14 protein-coding genes are annotated in these 15,636 nt (G+C 66.0%); 11 read left to right on the forward strand and 3 right to left on the reverse strand.

The genetic code is table 11. From position 1 onward, the window contains the following. Nucleotides 1–369 precede the first annotated feature (369 nt). Both FE811_RS16030 and FE811_RS16035 read left to right on the forward strand, forming a co-directional pair. Nucleotides 370–1,779 (forward strand): AAA family ATPase, encoded by a 1,410-nt coding sequence (locus FE811_RS16030; RefSeq protein WP_036750470.1) that lies wholly within the window; start codon nt 370–372, stop codon nt 1,777–1,779. Next, complete coding sequence (locus FE811_RS16035; RefSeq protein ID WP_140848123.1) at nt 1,772–2,884, forward strand: ParB N-terminal domain-containing protein; 1,113 nt, start codon at nt 1,772–1,774, stop codon at nt 2,882–2,884. The genes FE811_RS16030 and FE811_RS16035 overlap by 8 nt, the downstream gene beginning before the upstream one ends. A gap of 851 nt (nt 2,885–3,735) precedes the next feature. On the opposite strand, the gene FE811_RS16040 is transcribed toward FE811_RS16035, so the two are convergent. Then, complete coding sequence (locus tag FE811_RS16040) at nt 3,736–4,407, reverse strand: c-type cytochrome (protein ID WP_181180879.1); 672 nt, start codon at nt 4,405–4,407, stop codon at nt 3,736–3,738. Then, nucleotides 4,394–5,770, reverse strand: a complete 1,377-nt coding sequence (soxC, locus tag FE811_RS16045) for a sulfite dehydrogenase (RefSeq protein WP_255469751.1) — start codon at nt 5,768–5,770, stop codon at nt 4,394–4,396. The genes FE811_RS16040 and soxC overlap by 14 nt, the downstream gene beginning before the upstream one ends. A 343-nt stretch (nt 5,771–6,113) precedes the next feature. Here soxC and FE811_RS16050 point away from each other — a divergent pair, with 343 nt between their 5' ends. From FE811_RS16050 to FE811_RS16065, 4 genes are all read left to right on the forward strand, one after another. After that, nucleotides 6,114–7,127, forward strand: a complete 1,014-nt coding sequence (locus FE811_RS16050; protein ID WP_139293937.1) for a hypothetical protein — start codon at nt 6,114–6,116, stop codon at nt 7,125–7,127. A 31-nt stretch (nt 7,128–7,158) separates the two neighbouring features. Next, entirely contained in the window at nt 7,159–9,144 is a 1,986-nt protein-coding gene (locus FE811_RS16055; RefSeq protein WP_140848129.1) for an MAC/perforin domain-containing protein, read from the forward strand. Between the two features lie 57 nt (nt 9,145–9,201). Beyond that, nucleotides 9,202–9,525 carry a hypothetical protein gene (locus tag FE811_RS16060; protein WP_036750461.1) on the forward strand — a complete coding sequence of 108 codons (324 nt, stop codon included), beginning with the start codon at nt 9,202–9,204 and terminating at the stop codon, nt 9,523–9,525. 126 nt (nt 9,526–9,651) lie between these two features. After that, nucleotides 9,652–9,846, forward strand: coding sequence for a hypothetical protein (locus FE811_RS16065; RefSeq protein WP_036750459.1), 195 nt, complete (start codon nt 9,652–9,654; stop codon nt 9,844–9,846). Nucleotides 9,847–9,946: 100 nt separating this feature from the next. Here FE811_RS16065 and FE811_RS16070 read toward each other — a convergent pair whose 3' ends face one another. Then, a complete protein-coding gene (locus tag FE811_RS16070) occupies nt 9,947–10,642 on the reverse strand; it encodes a GntR family transcriptional regulator (RefSeq protein ID WP_243785502.1) in 696 nt (231 codons plus the stop codon). A 272-nt stretch (nt 10,643–10,914) separates the two neighbouring features. Between FE811_RS16070 and FE811_RS16075 the strand changes: the two genes are divergently transcribed. The 5 genes from FE811_RS16075 to FE811_RS16095 all read left to right on the forward strand — a co-directional run. After that, a complete protein-coding gene (locus FE811_RS16075; RefSeq protein ID WP_140848131.1) occupies nt 10,915–12,303 on the forward strand; it encodes an NAD(P)H-dependent oxidoreductase in 1,389 nt (462 codons plus the stop codon). A 35-nt stretch (nt 12,304–12,338) separates the two neighbouring features. After that, nucleotides 12,339–13,352 (forward strand): TRAP transporter substrate-binding protein, encoded by a 1,014-nt coding sequence (locus tag FE811_RS16080; protein ID WP_083539069.1) that lies wholly within the window; start codon nt 12,339–12,341, stop codon nt 13,350–13,352. 17 nt (nt 13,353–13,369) lie between these two features. Then, nucleotides 13,370–14,038, forward strand: a complete 669-nt coding sequence (locus FE811_RS16085; protein WP_140848133.1) for a cyclase family protein — start codon at nt 13,370–13,372, stop codon at nt 14,036–14,038. Beyond that, nucleotides 14,038–14,565 (forward strand): TRAP transporter small permease, encoded by a 528-nt coding sequence (locus FE811_RS16090; protein WP_140848134.1) that lies wholly within the window; start codon nt 14,038–14,040, stop codon nt 14,563–14,565. Before FE811_RS16085 ends, FE811_RS16090 begins: the two co-directional genes overlap by 1 nt. Further along, on the forward strand, nt 14,562–15,636 hold a 1,075-nt coding region (locus tag FE811_RS16095), incomplete at its 3' end, for a TRAP transporter large permease (protein ID WP_140848136.1). The genes FE811_RS16090 and FE811_RS16095, both read left to right, overlap by 4 nt.

A 15,636-nucleotide genomic window follows, 5' to 3' on the forward strand; every position in this document is an offset into this window, starting at 1 on the left:
CGCAGGAGTCACGCTCCGGGGCGAAAAAGGGCCGAAAACCGCACCTTCGGGCCGATCCCGCAGGCGGAAACCCCCATTCCCGCGAATCGGTGCCCCACCCCCCGGAATCGGGCACCCTTCGTCCCGCAAACAGGTGCCTATGAACCTGTAAACGGGTGCCGGAACGGGTCTATCCTTATGAAATAACGTCGGTTTCTTTCCCCTAAAGATTTTAAAGACCTGAAAGGAATCCAAACTTTACGCTGCTGCTTTTCCTGATTTTGGGGGAATTTCGCTGCGAAACCTCGCAGAACGATTCACTTGCGCGGAAGGATGTGTAATAGTTTCGCCAAAACATCCAACGAAGCAGCACATCGCAGAGGTAGCGGCATGTCTTCAGGCAAAGACCCCCTTCCCCCCTATTTCAACATCAGCCCGGCCAGGGCGGCCGAGCGTCTGTCGGAGCCTATCGACACCGCCCGATTCGCGAAAGCCGCCGCCTTCGCCGCCAAGGGCCGCCAGGATCTGGCCGAGCGCGGCTATGCCCCCGACGGTCGCAAGCGCCTGCGCCGCTTTTCCACCTGGGAGGTCTGCCGCTATCTGATCCCGGTGGCCCCGGCGCATTTCCGCCGCGTGCTGCTCAAGAACCCCGACCTGCCGCAGGGCCAGGGCGAGGGCAATTCGAAATGGTTCAGCCTCGACGACGTGCTGCGCCTGCGCGACCATTTCGCGACCGAGGGCGCGGCCGGCCGGGAATACCGCCCCTGGCGCCCCGAGGGCCTGCCGGCCAAGACCATCGCCGTGGCCAATTTCAAGGGCGGCGTCGGCAAGACCTCGACCGCCGCGCATCTGGCCATGTCGGCGGCGCTCGACGGCTACAAGGTGCTGGTGATCGACCTGGACAGCCAGGGCAGCATGACCTCGATCATGGGCGGCAAGGTGGCCGACGAATGGTCCACCGCCTTCCCCCTGCTGGCCAAGGACTACGCCCTGGCGCTCCAGGACGAGAACCGGGTGCGCGAGGCGGCGGGCCAAAGCCCCCTGCCCTTCGACGAGACCCTGACCGAGGCGCTGACCCTCTCGGCCCCGGACCTGATCCAGAAGACGCATTGGCCCAACATCGACCTGCTCGGCGCCCAGCTGAACCTCTACTGGGCCGAGTTCCAGGTGCCGGTCTGGCGCATGGGCCTGCGCGGCTGGCCGCTGTGGGATGCGCTTGGCAATGCGCTGGCCAACGACGGCATCCTGGACAGCTATGACATCATCATCCTCGATACCCCGCCGGCGCTTGGCTACCTGACCATCAACGCGCTGGCTGCGGCCGACATCCTGCTGGTGCCGCTGGGCGCCTCGTTCCTGGAATTCGATTCGACCGGGCGCTTCTTCGACATGCTCTATTCGACCTTCGCCAGCGTCGAGGAAGGCGAGAACGCCGCCCGCCGCCGCGACGGTCTGCCCGAGATGCGCTTTGAATGGGACGCGGTGCGGGCCATCATCACCCGCTTCGACGCGGCGCAGCAGACCGACCTCGCGAACGTCATCCAGGCCTATTTCGGCGATTTCATGACCACCTATCGCCAGGAGCTGACCGCCATGGTCGGCCAGGCCGGGGAACAGGTGAACGGCATCTACGAGGCCGATTACCGCGAGTTCAACCGCGAGACCTATGTCCGCGGCCGCGAGACATTCGACCGCACCTGGGCCGAGGTGAAGGAGTTGATCCTGGGCACCTGGTGGCGCGATCTTCAGATGCAGAAGGCCGAAGAGGCCGCACAGGCGAAGGAGCAGGCGCATGGCTAAGCGCAGAAGGCTGGAAACCCCCAGCAGCGCCGATCTGGATCGGATCGAGGCGCAGTTTCGCAGCGAAACCTTCGAGCGTCCCGCCCTGGGTCGCGGCATCGCCCCCCCCATCGCCCAGGTCGCCGCCGACAGCGCCGCCCTGTCCAGCGCCGAAAGCGTGGAGGGCCGCGCCGCCCGCGCCAGGGCCGATGCCGATGCCGCGCGGCTGCATGACGCGCAAGAGCGCGGGCTGCTGATCGTCGAGCTGCCGATCGAGCAGATCGACGAGGGCGCGATGATCCGCGACCGCATGGTGATGAGCGAAGAGGACATGCAGGAGCTGCGGCTGTCCATCGCCGCGCATGGGCTGCGTCTGCCGATCGAGGTCTTCGAGATCGACAGGACCGAAGGGCAGGGGCCGCGCTACGGGCTGCTGTCGGGCTATCGCCGGCTGCATGCGGTGCGGGCGCTTCACGAGCTGACCCAGGCCGAGAAGCACGCCACGATCCGCGCCCTGATCCGCCCCCGCACCGAGACCGACGAGGCCTTCGTCGCCATGGTCGAGGAGAACGAGGTCCGCGAGGAACTGAGCCATTTCGAACGCGGCCGCATCGCCGTGATCGCCGCGAACCAGGGCGCCTTCGCCAATACCGAGGATGCGGTGAACAAGCTCTTCGCCACCGGGTCCAAGGCCAAGCGCTCCAAGGTGCGCTCGTTCGCGCTGATCTTCGAGGAACTGGGCGACATGCTGCGCTTTCCCGAGGCGCTGACCGAAAGGCGCGGCCTGCGCCTGGCGACTGCCTTGCGCAACGGTGCCGAAGCCCGGCTGCGGCAGTCCCTGTCCGTGCGCATTCCAGGCGACGCCGACGAGGAATGGGCCCTGATCGAGCCGGTGCTGCAATCGCTGGAGAGCAATCGCAGCGAGCTGGGCCGGGCCGGGCGCCCGCGTTCCAACGCCCCGCGGCAAGGCTGGAGCGACGCCATGACCCGGCGGACCCAGGGCGGCGTCGAAATCCGCTGGGGCAGGGACGGCAAGGCGCATATCCTGAGGCTGGAGGGCGACCAACTGGACGACGACCTGATGGAGCGCCTGGTCCGCGAGATCCAGGCGCTGCTGGACGGGTAGCGGTTTCGCAGCGAAACCCCGAGGATGAGCCCAAATGTCGGGACCGTCAGGGCGTGATGACGGCCCGACCTTATTGCCAAACCCTGCCGATAGAGGTAGCAATAAGGGGAGGTCGGCCCTGGCTGTGGCTCGACTCCAAGCGGCCCGGTCGCGGGCGGATGGGCCGGCGAGTTCCAGGCTGTCCAAGGCGGTATCCGGCTTGGCGCGGCAGGTGCCCTGGAGCAGGGCAGGGGGCATCGCTTGGCGGGAAATAGGTGGGATGGCCTCCTCTGCTGTTATCCGCAAAATCTCGATCATATGCGGATCATTCTGATAACTGGCTGATTTCATTGTGGCCGAGATGGGCGCGCGCTGATTGCCTGAGTGCCTCCAGACGGCCCGGAAACGCGCAATGGCGGGTGCCTTTGGGCCGCGGAAAGGGCAGGGGGCGTGGGGCGGCAGATCGGGGGTTGGAGAAGTCTTGACGGCGCCGATGCGGGATGGGCCTGCGGAAGCTGGTCGGGCGGAACCAGCGAGCCGGCGATCCCCGGCCTATCGCCCTACCCGCGGCGTGGAGTTCGATGAATGGCTGCGGGTAGAGTAACCGAAAGGCTGCACTTTCTGCCCGAACATTGGACCGTCGGGACGGTCGGCAATCCCGGCCTTGGCGCTGTGCCTGCCGCGTGGGGTGCGGTAGATGGCTGCGGGCAGAATGATCGGAAGGCTGCACTTCTGCCCGGACATTGGACCGTTGGGACGGCCGAGGCCGTGGACAAGCCGGGGCCGCGTCGCGGCAACCGTAAGGTTGCGCGACGCGGCCCATGGCGGCCCGGGTGGTGCCATGGGCGCATCGCGATGCGCCCATGGCCGCGTCAGAGCCGCTCGGGCCGCGGGTCGGCCGTGAAGCCCTCGGCATTGGGCATGCGCACCTGCGGCAGGGTTTCGCGGTCCAGCACCGCCGTTTCGTCCAGGATCCCGGCGCGGCCCAGGATATAGGCGCTGATCGCATAGACCTGGTCCGGCGTCAGCGAACCCGGCGCATCCATCGGCATCGCCCGGTGGATGTAGTCGTAGAGCGTGCTGGCATGGGCCAGGTAGCTCTCGACCGTCTTGAGGGGCTTGTCGCCGGCCAGCGTGTCGCGGCCGCCGATCAGCGCCGGCCCGCCGGTCTCGGGGATGCCCTCCAGGTTCTCGCCGTGGCAGGCCACGCAACGCTCGTCGTAAAGCGCCTTGCCCTCGGCATAGCTGCCCCGGCCGTCGGGAAGGCCCTGGCCGTCGGGCGTCGCATCGATGTCGATCGCGGCGATCTCTTCCGCCGTCGCGGGCCGGCCGATGCCGAAATCCGCATCGAGCCCCGGTGTCCCGGCTGCCTCGTCCGCGACCACGGGCGAGGGCGGCGTGGGCTCGCCGCTGTCGGGCAGTTCGGCCGGAAGCGGCGCGACGCTGCGGGGCGCGGCGGCGTCCTGCGCCAGGCCGGCCAGCGGGAACAGCGCCATGGCCAGCGCAAGGGCGCTGCCGAGCGGAGATTGCCTAGGCGTGAACATTGGACACCTCGCCATTCTGCGCAATGCGCCAGCTTTGGATCGCGTTCAGGTGATAGACCGACTTGGTGCCCCGCGCCTGGACCAGCTCGGCCAGGGTCGGCTGGCGATAGCCGGTCTCGTCGGTGCAGCGGCTTTGCAGCACCGCCTCGGCCCCGTCCCAGACCCAGGGCAGGCGGAAGCGGGTGTGGCACTTGTCCAGCACCGGCTCTTGCAGGGCGGCCTTGGCCCAGGTCTTGCCGCCGTCGGCCGAGACCTCGACCTCGGCGATCCGGCCGCGGCCCGACCAGGCCAGGCCGGTGATCTCGTAAAAGCCCGGACGCGGCAGCTGCATCGCGCCCGAGGGAAAGGTGATGACCGATTTCGCATCCATGGTCAGGGTGAACTGCCGGGCGGTGCCGTCGGGCAGCAGGTCGGTGTATTTCAGCGTCTCCTCGCGCGTCATGAAGGGCTTGTCGCCGACCTCGAGCCGACGCAGCCACTTGATCTGGGTGTTGCCCTCGTAGCCGGGCAGCAGCAGGCGCAGCGGATAGCCCTGCTCGGGGCGCAGCGCCTCGCCGTTCTGCGCATAGGCCAGGATGGCGTCGTCCATCGCCTTGTCGATGGGGATCGAACGGGTCATGACCGCCGCATCCGCGCCCTCGGCCAGGATCCAGGCGGCGCCGTCCTGCACGCCCGCCTCGGCCAGCACGGTCGAAAGCCGCACCCCGGTCCATTCCGAGGTCGAGGTCAGCCCATGCGTGCCCTGCACGGTCCTAAGCGTGGGCTTTTCCCATTCCGTCAGCCCGTTGCCAGAACATTCGATGAACATGATCCGGCTGGCCGAGGGCATCCGCTTCAGGTCGTCCATGGTCAGGCGCAGCGGCTTGTCCACCATGCCGTGCAGGATCAGGGCGTGGCGCTGGGGGTCGATATTGGGGATGCCGCCGTGGTGGCGTTCGAAATGCAGGCCCGAGGGGGTGATGATCCCCTGGCCCGAGGCCAGCGGGGTCATCGACCAGCTGGAATCCAGGCTAGCGGTCGGATAGCGCCAGCGGATCTCGTTCTCGAATTGCGACCGCGAGCCATAGCCGCCGTCGTCCAGGATCACCCGGCCCTGTTCCCTGGTCGGATCGGGCTGCACCGGATATTCGATGGCGCCGGGCGGGGCTTCGGCGCGGGCGGGACGGGCGACCAGCGCGCCGCCCAGAAGCGCGCCGCCCAGCAGCATCCCGCGCCGGCTGAGGCCGGGAAACATCCCCTGCCGGCAATCGCAATCCTCGGCCGGCCGGGGATGCAGGATGCGGTTCTCCAGGGCCACGAGCGCCTGGGCCATGCGCCTTTCGGCCGGGCCATAGCGTTCGGATGAGAATGGCAGATCTGGCATTGCGTTTCCTCCCTGTGGTTTCGCATTCGCTGGATTGATGCCGTGGCGCCGCGTCCTGTTCGTCGCGCCGGGTCCGATGATAGCATCAAACCGCCCGCCGCGCGTCCTTTGGCGGCGGCTCGCCTTGTGATTGCAAAGGGGTGCCGGGCTTCGCCGATAATTCGGGCTTGCGCCGGGTTATTTGCAAAAACCACGAATGCAGCAGGAAGGGGTTTGCATTATCGGAAAGGTCATCCGGGCTGGCCTAATAATATACCCGCCCGGACGATTATGACTTTGGGGGAAATCCAAAACGTGTTATGCATGCAAGATATTGGTTAAACATTACGTGCGGAGTGGGATGATGGCATCAACCAACATCCAGGGACGTTCTGTTGATTCCGTATCCAGCGAGAATGCGACGATCAGCCTTGGCGGCGGTCAAGACGGCTCGCAAGGCTTCTTTCTTCTGGATCATAATCTTGGAACGGTAAAGGCTGTTTTGTTCCTGGTCAGGGACCAGCCGTTCAAATTGCAGATCAATTCCTCGGGGCCGCGTGGTTTCATGGCTTGGCTGGAAATGGCCGACAATGAAGGCCAGGGCACCGAAATCACCAGCAGGATCGTCAATATCGCGCATAATTTCGATCCTTCCAGGCTGGATGTTGCCGGGAATGTCCTTTTGGATCGCTGGAACGACAGCGATCGGGCGCTGGTCCCGGTTTCCAGGGACAAGGTCCGTTTCAATGATCGCGTCAGTCCCGATTTGCGCAAGATCCTGACCTTGAAAATAGCGCCGCTGACGGATTTCGAGGCCGGGGGCATCCGGTGGAGTTCCGACCGGCCCCGCTGCGACGCGCAGCGCTTTGGCGAGCTTGCGGCGCTGATGGCGACCTATGCACCGGGAAAGATCCTGGAGGATTTTGCGCCCGAGAAACTGCCCGACATCCTGGCGGCGCTTCGCGAGCTGAAAAGCACCGACGACATCGGCTCGGTGCCGGCCACGTTCACCAGTTCCGGCCGGGCGGTCGAGCAGATCTCACAGCGGGAGGTGGATGAAACCTCGGATCTGTTCGGGGTTTCGTCCGATTTCTCGCAACCGGGACGGCCGCAGGCGGCGCCGCCTGCGGGAAACGGGTCCGGCCCGCCGCCGCCGGAGCCTGCGCTTGCCATCACTCCGGCCCCGGCCGGAACCGGGCTTGATCCCGGTTTTGGCTATCTTGCCCATGGTCCGGCCCTGCCGGGAACCGCCATGCCCATACCGATCAAGCCTTTGAAGGATTTGAACGCCTTTGCTGAAAAGCTCGATCTGAAGATCGTGACATTGGGATCGGCGGAAGCCCTGGCAGAGGCGCGCAGGAAATTCGCATCGGGTTAGGGTGATTACGAACCATTAGCCGAGGTGTTTCATGATTAGCTTCATCCTCAGGTCACGCGACGGAACGTCGCGAACGGATGCCGCTGCCGACAAGGCAAGCCTTGCGGATTTGCGCAAGCTTTTCGTCTCGACCGACGAAATGGACGAGTTCGACCAATTTCGCACCGGCCAAAGCGCCGATGCCCTGGCGCTGGTGCCGCAGGACCGCGAGGCCGCGACGCCCATCGCCGACAATATGGTGGTCGAGATCGTTCCCATTCGCCGGCAGATCAAGTTCAAGGACCGCAAGGGCAAGGAACACAAGGTCTATGTCCGCGCCGATGAAACCCTGGCGCAATTCAGGACGCAGAATGCCGCGTTGGTCGATAAGGACGATGTTTTCCGAATCTCCGGGACGGATGTGGACAAGGCGGCCGAGGCCACGGCCTATCTGCGGCGCGTTGACGAGCTTTCCGTCAAGCGCGAGGCCGAGCCGGCGGTTCCCAAGAAGTTCAAGCTTCTTTACCTGGAGGACGGCGAAAAGCCGCGCCAGGTCGATTGGCCCGATGGCGGCGAGAACAAGACGCTTGGCCAATTGCGCGATTTCCTGAAAGGCTGCGACGGCATTCCCGCGGGTCGCCCGTTCCTTGATTCGTCCGGCAAGCCGATCGCCGAGGATATGGAGCCCTACGAGATCGTCGGGCGGCTGGGAAAGCCCGATGAAAAGCTGGGGCTGCTGCGGTTTCGATTCGAAAGCCCGCGCAAGCGCGGCGCCGTCACGCCTGCAGGCAGCTCCTCGGGGTCGACCCCGCCAAAGCCGAAAAGCGAAACCGGCGGCGGCGCCCAGCCAGGGCTGATCCAGACCGAGGACATGCTGCAACAAGTCCTGGGCCGGCCTACCGCCCCGACGGGTGCGCCGCAGGACGTTTTCGACAACATGGATGGCGGCGAGCGGCAAATCATCCTGAATGCCCTGCGCCATCTTCACGGCCTGCGTTTCGTGCCGATGCCGGATGGCAGTTTCGACCTGGACCGGCCGCCGCGCCCGGCCCTGGACGACGAGGAGGCGGCGGTTTTCCTGACTGTCGCGCGGCCGATCCGCTCGACCCGGTTTTCGGCTTCGGCGACGCAAAGCCGGACGCTGGACGCCATTGCCTCTTCGCTGTCCTGGAATGCCGGTAGCGATTTCGGCGTCGAGGGCAAGGCCGCGAGCCTTTCGATCAAGAGCGATTATTCCGAAACCAAGACGAGCGATCACAAGGAAGCCAGCGCGGCGCTGCATATGCGGATCGAATATCTGGTGGCCAGGGCCGAGATCGTGATCGATCCGCGCAATGCGATCCTGTGCAAGCCGCTTTATGACGAGGTGAACGCATTGGCCAATGCCATGCCGGAAACGCCCGAGGAAAGGGCAGGGGCGCTTGCCGCCATCCTGGACAGCTACGGGACGCATTTTCCGCTGCGCACGATCATCGGCGGCAAGCTTATCTATCGCCAGGACCGAGAGGCGAAAGCGGGCGAGGACGTGCAGACCCTGGTGCGCGCCTTTTCCACCGAGGTGCAGGGTTCCTACAAGGCGGTGACGGCCAGCGCCCATGGCGGTTTCAAATCGGAAACCTCGTCGAAATCGGTTTCGGAGGAAGCCTTTCAGAATATCGAAGTCACCAGCGCCGGCGGCAATCCGGCCCTGGCGCTTGATCCCTATGGATGGGCGACGACGCTGAGCCATGCGGGATGGTGGAGCGTCATTTCTTTCGCCGATGTGGTGCCGCTGCTTTTCCTGCTGCCCGAGGCGCTCAAAAAGCCGATCATCGGCATTTTCCTGGAAGGCAAGATCGAGGGAAAGCTGCGCTCGCCGATAAACTGGCAGAAATACCGCACCCAGCTGCTTCACCATATCGCGACGATGGATCCCGATTCGGAAGAGCTGAAGATCGCGGACCCTGCCGCAGCCGGGCATCCCCAGGAAAAGCCGGCGGAAACCAGGAAAGAAGAGCCGGCCGAGGAACAGGGCGACGATCTTACCATCGGCTCGTGACCGGCCGCCATCCCGTTCATTCATATCGACGTGGTTGATTAGGAAGGGAGCAAGATCATGGATATAGAAAAATTCAGCCTGCGGAATGGCGGCGGTTTCGTCGCCAAGCTTCATGTGGTTGCGGCGCCGCCCGACGGCGGCAGCAGCCAGACCTATGAGGAGAACAGCGATATTCCCCTGGGCCAGGAAAAGACCGTGGACCTGGGATCGCTCAAGATCCCCGAGGGCTCGCGGGTGAAGCTCAAGGCTTTCGTCGTCTGGGGCAATGACAACGTGGCCGAGCAGGCTTTCATCTATCGCAAGGGGACGAACAAGACGGCCAGGTATTCCATTACCGGGACGACGCTTGACAACCAGCTTGGCCTGATCGGCGTGCAATGATCATGCGCCGGCGGAAAACGGCGCCGGGCGGCCCGGTTTCCGCCGGCGTGCCATCCGTGCGTTTGCACGACTATTCTTATCGTGGAGGATGTGGCAATGCCATGGAGTCATCAAGCCAATCTGGACATGCAGGAAATCAAGCGTCTGACCGACGCCGATGATTCGGAAATGGAGCAGCTCATGGCCAGCATGGGGCAATGGGCGCGGGCCAATCTGAACGGCCGCCATTTCATTCCCTTCGGCCGGTTCCGGGATCACGGCGTTTCATTCGTCGTGGAGAATGGCGAAATCATGAGCGCGCAATATGGCGACACGCTGTAGCGTGGTCGTGAATCCCTAGGCGCGTTTCGCATTCGGGCCCTGTCGGGGCTGGGACCGGGCCGCCGGCCATTGCGGCGGGCCGGTCGTTTCGCGTGGCCGTTCAGGTCCGCGGGGCGTCTTCACCGGACTGCGGGTTTTCGCTTTCCAGCACCGAGCGGGTGATGCGCCAGCCGTTCAGGTGATGCGCGCGCAGCACCTCGCGCAGCAGCGGCCCCTGGCGCTGCTTGAGCGCGTCCAGGATCTGCTCGTGTTCATAGACGGCGCGGGCCCAGCGTTCGGGAACCCGGTTGCCGGCATAGCGGAACCGGCGGATCCGGCTGCTTTCGCCATGATAGATGCGGGTCAGGTTGGGGTTGCCGGCGCAATCGACGATCTTCTGGTGGATCGTCTGGTTGATGTGGAAATACTGCATCAGCTCGCCCGCGCGGTAATTGGCGACCATGTCCAGGTGCAGCCGTTCGATCTCGGCGATCTGGGCCGGGGTGGCGCGTTCGCAGGCGCGTTCGGCGCCGACGCTTTCCAGGCCGATCAGCACCTCGATCGCCAGCTCGACGTCCTCATGCGAGATCTTGATGACCGTGGCGCCGCGGTTCGGCTCGATCATGACCAGCCCCTCGCTTTCGAGGATCTTGAACGCCTCGCGCAGCGGGGTGCGGGACACGCCGAGCTGTTCGGTCAGCACGCGTTCGTTGATGCGCTGGCCGTGGGGAAGCGCCCCCGAAACGATCAGGTCGCGGATGTGGCTGGCGACGAATGCCGAGCGTTGCCCCCGTGGCCATTCGGTCTGGCTGTCCAAGAGATCCTCCCCATGTTGCATGCAATATAGGGGGAAATCCCGCCGTTGTGAAGATTTCTGTTGACTCCGCACATGGATTGCACGCAAATCAGTCAAGATTGGCGGAGGATACGGCAAATCCAAGGGATTGAGGCGGGTGCGAGGCCCGGCATGCTGCGGTATTGCATGCAATGCTGTGGCGGATCTCGTGCCCCGTGCGCCCGGAATGCAATTCCGGGGGCGGTCCCTGCTTGCCGTCCGGCCTCCGCAAGGCAAACAGGACCAGGCGCGGCATGAACTATCATCTTCACTTTCGGACGGACCGGCAGCCGGTCGAGACCTGCGTGATCGGCACCGGCGGCTTTGGCCGCAGCTTTCTGGCCCAGGGCCTGCGCGTCCCGATGATGAACGTGCGCGCCGGCGTCGATACCAGCGCGCAGCGCGTGGCCGAGGCGATGCGGGCCGTGGGTATCCCGGCCGGGAAGATCCGCATCTGCGCCTCGGCCGAGGAGGCGGGCGCCGCCTGGCGGGCCGGCGACTATATCGCCGCCGAGGACGTGGCGCATCTGCTGGACCTGCCGCTGGAGGTCTTTGTCGAGGCGACCGGCCACCCCGAGGCGGGCGCGCGCCATGCCCGGCTGGCCATCGAGGCGGGCCGCCATGTCGCCCTGGTGTCGAAAGAGGTCGACAGCGTCGTCGGCCCCGGCCTGGCGGCGCTGGCCGAGCGCAAGGGCTGCGTGGTCACGCCGGTGGACGGCGACCAGCCCAGCCTGCTGATCGACCTGATCACATGGGCCGAGACGCTGGGCTTCGAGATCGTCGCGGCCGGCAAGTCGAGCGAATACGACTTCGTCTACGATGCCGCCGCTGGGACGCTGGCCAGCAACGGCCGCACCGTCGAGGCGCCGGAGTTCGGCCGCTGGAGCGAGCTTGGCACGCGCGACGTGGCCGAGGTGGTGGCCGGCCGCGCCGCCGCCGCCGCGATGCTGCCGCAGCGCGCGGTGCCCGACCTGTGCGAGCTGTCGGTCGTGGCCAATGCCACCGGCTACGGCGTCGATGCGCCGGCACTCCACGCCCCCATCGCCCGGATCACCGAGGTGCCCAGCATCCTGTGCGAGCGGGCGAAGGGCGGGGTGATGGGCGCGACCGGAAAGCTGGACGTGTTCCATTGCCTGCGCGCGCCCGGCGAGGTCAGCTTTGCAGGCGGCGTCTTCGTCATCCTGCGCTGCAACGACGCCGAAACCTGGGACATGCTGAAGGAAAAGGGCCATGTCGTGGCGCGCACCGGCGACGTGGCGATGATCTTCAACCCGCGCCACCTGCTGGGCCTGGAAGCCGCCACCAGCATCCTGGAGGCGGGGCTGATCGGCCGCGGCACCGGCGGGGTCGAGCCCGCGCATCACGTCGACCTGGTGGCTTTCGCCAACCGCGACCTGGCGGCGGGCGAGGTGCTGGCCATGGGCGGCCACCATCATTCCATCGACGGAGTCGATGCGCATCTGATACCCGCATCCGCGCTGAGCGACGAAAGCCCCGCGCCCTTCTATCTGGCTTCGAACCAGCGGCTGCGCCGGCCGGTTGCCGCGGGCAGCTATATCCGCATGGGCGATCTGGACCATCGGACGAATTCCGAGCTGATGGCGCTGCGCGCCATCCAGGACGGCCATTTCCATCGACGCTGAGCGCGTCTGAAAAAGTTCAAGGAGGAGAGAAAGCCATGACCATCACCACCCGCCGCAGCCTGCTGAAAGGCGCGGGCGTCGTCGCCGCCGGCGCCGCCCTGTCGTTTCCCATGCCCTGGACCGCGCGCGCGGCCTCGTCGGTGAAGCTGCGCTTCGGCCACCCCCATCCCGACAGCGACAGCTGGCAGGAGGTCGCCCTGTGGATGGCCGAGACCGTCAAGGATAAGACCGGCGGCGCGATCACCATCGAGGTGTTTGCGAACGGCATCCTGGGCAGCGACCAGACGATGATCAACGCCGTGCGCGGCGGCTCGATCGACATGATGATCACCGGCAATCCCTTTTTCACCGGCCTTGCGCCGCAGCTGAACGTGCTGGACCTGCCCTATCTGTTCAAGGACCGCGATCACGTGGCCGCGGTCCTGGACGGGGAGCTGGGGGACGAGCTGCGCGCGGGGCTGGAAGCCTCGGACCTGAAGGCGCTGGCGACCTGGGAAACCGGCTGGCGGAACGTGACCAACAGCCGCCGTCCCGTCCACCTGCCCGAAGACCTGAAGGGGCTGAAGCTGCGGACCACGCCGAACCAGGCCCATATCCGCGCCTTCGAGCTGCTGGGCGCCGTGCCGACGCCGATGGCCTTTACCGAGCTGTTCACCGCGCTGGAGATGCGTTCCATCGACGGGCAGGAAAACCCGACGACGCTGATCCTGAACTCGAACTTCTACGAGGTGCAGCAGCATATCTCGCTGACCCAGCACGCCTTCACCTCGTCGCCGCTGGTGATGACCAAGGCGACCTTCGACAAGCTTGCGCCCGAGCATCAGGCGGTCCTGCTGGAAACCGCCCGCGAAGGGGCGAGGAAGCAGCGCCAGATGAACGCCGACCGCGAGGCGACCTCGCTGGCCGCGCTGAAGGATCACGGCATGGAGGCGGTCGAGGACATCGACCGCGAGGCGTTCCGCGCCATCGTCGCGGATACCGTCCTGGCCGAGTTCGTCGAGAAGTTCGGCGCCGAACTGCCCGGCCGCATCGCGGCCCTGGCCGCCTGAGCATCCGGGGGAAAGCCATGCGCATCGTAGATCTCAGCATGCCGGTCAGGGAGCATTTCCGCTGGCAACCCCAGATCAGCGTCAAGGGCGACAAGTCGGCTGGGGACCAGTTCAGGGTGACTCGGCTTTCGACCACCTGCCACGGGTTCACGCATGTCGATGCGCAGGCCCATTTCATCGCCGGAGCCCCCACCATCGAGGCCACGCCCCTTGAGCAGGTGGTGGGCCCGGCCCGCGTCTTCGACCTATCCGACGTCGGCCCCGACGAAGAGATCACGCCCGCCCGGCTGGCGGCGGCCGATCCCGGCGGCGCCGAGGGCGACATCCTGCTGCTGGCGACGCAATGGGATCTGAAGCGGGACGCGGCCACTCGCGCCTTCTGGACCGAGGCGCCCTGGCTGAACCGCGCCGCCGCCGAATGGATCGCGGCGCTGCGGCCCCGCGCCCTGGCGGTGGATTTCCCGCAGGACTATCCGATCCGGCTGCTGCTGGACGGCATCGCGGTGCCGGACGCGGAGCATGTGACCCATGACGTGCTGCTGCGCCAGGGGGTGACGCTGATCGAATACATCGCGAACACCGCCGCGCTGAGCGCGAGCCGGGTGCTGCTGAGCGCCGCGCCGCTGAAGATCGAGAATGCCGACGGCGCCCCCGCGCGCGCCTATGCGATCGAGGGGCTGCTCTGATGGCATCGGGCAAGGTTTTCGCGGCGCGCCTGTCGCGCCTGGCCGACCTGGGCTTTCGCGCCGTCGATGCGCTGCTGGTCGCCATCTTCGCCGTGCTGATCGTGCTGGTCTTTGCCAATGTGGTGCTGCGCTACCTGTTCGACAGCGGCGTCTCGGCCACCGACGAGCTGTCGCGGATGATCTTCATCTGGATCGCCTTCGTCGGGGCGGTCTGCGTCGCCCGCCGCAACGGGCACCTGGGGGTGGACCTGCTGACCGCAAGCCTTTCGCCGCGCGCGCGCCGGGTCTGCAGGGTGCTGACCGATGTCGTCATCGTGCTGTGCTGCATCGTGCTGTCGGTGGGGGCATGGCAGCAGACCGTGGCCAATCTTGGCAATATCGCGCCGGTTTCCGGCCTGCCCACGGCGCTGAACTATCTTGCGCCCTTCGTGGGCGGCGTCGGCATCGGGCTGGTCGCCTGCGTGGACCTGGTCGCCGCGCTGCTTGGCGCGCCCGAGCCCGACCACGAAGAGGGGCACACCGCATGATCCTGATCGTCTTTGTCGTTTCTCTGCTGGCCGTGCTGGCCATCGGCGTGCCCATCGCCTTCGGCCTCGTCATCAGCGGCGTGGCGATGATGTGGTACCTGGACGCGCTGGACTGGCAGCTCATCGCGTTGCAGATGACCAATGGCGCCGACAGCTTTCCGCTGCTGGCGATCCCCTTCTTCCTCATGGCGGGCGAGGCCATGAACGCGGGTGGCATCTCGCGTCGGCTGGTCGCCTTCGGGCTGACGCTGGTCGGGCATGTGCGGGGCGGCCTGGGCTACGTGACCATCGTCACGGCGCTGCTTCTGGCCAGCCTGTCGGGCTCGGCCATCGCCGATACGGCGGTTCTGGCGGGCATGCTGATCCCGATCATGCGCAAGGCGGGCTACGACATCAACGCATCCTCGGGGCTGATCGCCTCGGGCGGGATCATCGCGCCGGTGCTGCCGCCCTCGATCGGCTATATCGTCTTCGGCGTCGCCGGCAGTGTCTCGATCACCAAGCTGTTCATCGCCGGGATCGCGCCGGGGGTGATGATGGCGCTGGTGCTGGCCGTGACGTGGTGGTTCGTCAGCCGCCGGGACGCCGTCGCCACCATGCCGCGCGCCTCGCTGGGCGAGGTCGCCAAGGCCGCGGGCGATGCCGCGCTGGCCTTCGTGCTGCCGGTCATCATCGTCGTCGGGCTGAAGGCCGGCGTGTTCACGCCGACGGAGGCGGGCGTCGTCGCCTGCGTCTATTCGATCCTCGTCGGGCTGTTCGTCTATCGCGAGCTGAGCCTGCGCCAGCTTTACGGCTGCATGGTGGGCGCGATCCATACCACGGCCGCCGTCATGCTGCTGTGCGCCGCCGCCGCCATCACCGCCTATCTGATCGCCATCGCCAATATCCCGATGCTGCTGGGCGGCTGGCTGGGCGGATTGCAGGACAACCCGCTGCTGCTGATGGCGCTGATCATGCTGATCGTGGTGATCGTCGGCACGGCGCTGGACTTCATCCCGACCATCCTGATCCTGACGCCCGTGCTGCTGCCGATCATCAAGGCGGCCGGCATCGACCCGGTCTATTTCGGGG

Source organism: Paracoccus sp. FO-3, from assembly GCF_006386455.1.
Lineage (GTDB): Bacteria > Pseudomonadota > Alphaproteobacteria > Rhodobacterales > Rhodobacteraceae > Paracoccus > Paracoccus versutus.

Coding starts and splice junctions, on each gene's coding strand:
- FE811_RS16030 (WP_036750470.1), top strand. CDS start 370: ATGTCTTCAGGCAAAGACCCCCTTCCCCCCTATTTCAACATCAGCCCG.
- FE811_RS16035 (WP_140848123.1), top strand. CDS start 1,772: ATGGCTAAGCGCAGAAGGCTGGAAACCCCCAGCAGCGCCGATCTGGAT.
- FE811_RS16040 (WP_181180879.1), bottom strand. CDS start 4,407: ATGTTCACGCCTAGGCAATCTCCGCTCGGCAGCGCCCTTGCGCTGGCC.
- soxC (WP_255469751.1), bottom strand. CDS start 5,770: ATGCCAGATCTGCCATTCTCATCCGAACGCTATGGCCCGGCCGAAAGG.
- FE811_RS16050 (WP_139293937.1), top strand. CDS start 6,114: ATGGCATCAACCAACATCCAGGGACGTTCTGTTGATTCCGTATCCAGC.
- FE811_RS16055 (WP_140848129.1), top strand. CDS start 7,159: ATGATTAGCTTCATCCTCAGGTCACGCGACGGAACGTCGCGAACGGAT.
- FE811_RS16060 (WP_036750461.1), top strand. CDS start 9,202: ATGGATATAGAAAAATTCAGCCTGCGGAATGGCGGCGGTTTCGTCGCC.
- FE811_RS16065 (WP_036750459.1), top strand. CDS start 9,652: ATGCAGGAAATCAAGCGTCTGACCGACGCCGATGATTCGGAAATGGAG.
- FE811_RS16075 (WP_140848131.1), top strand. CDS start 10,915: ATGAACTATCATCTTCACTTTCGGACGGACCGGCAGCCGGTCGAGACC.
- FE811_RS16080 (WP_083539069.1), top strand. CDS start 12,339: ATGACCATCACCACCCGCCGCAGCCTGCTGAAAGGCGCGGGCGTCGTC.
- FE811_RS16085 (WP_140848133.1), top strand. CDS start 13,370: ATGCGCATCGTAGATCTCAGCATGCCGGTCAGGGAGCATTTCCGCTGG.
- FE811_RS16090 (WP_140848134.1), top strand. CDS start 14,038: ATGGCATCGGGCAAGGTTTTCGCGGCGCGCCTGTCGCGCCTGGCCGAC.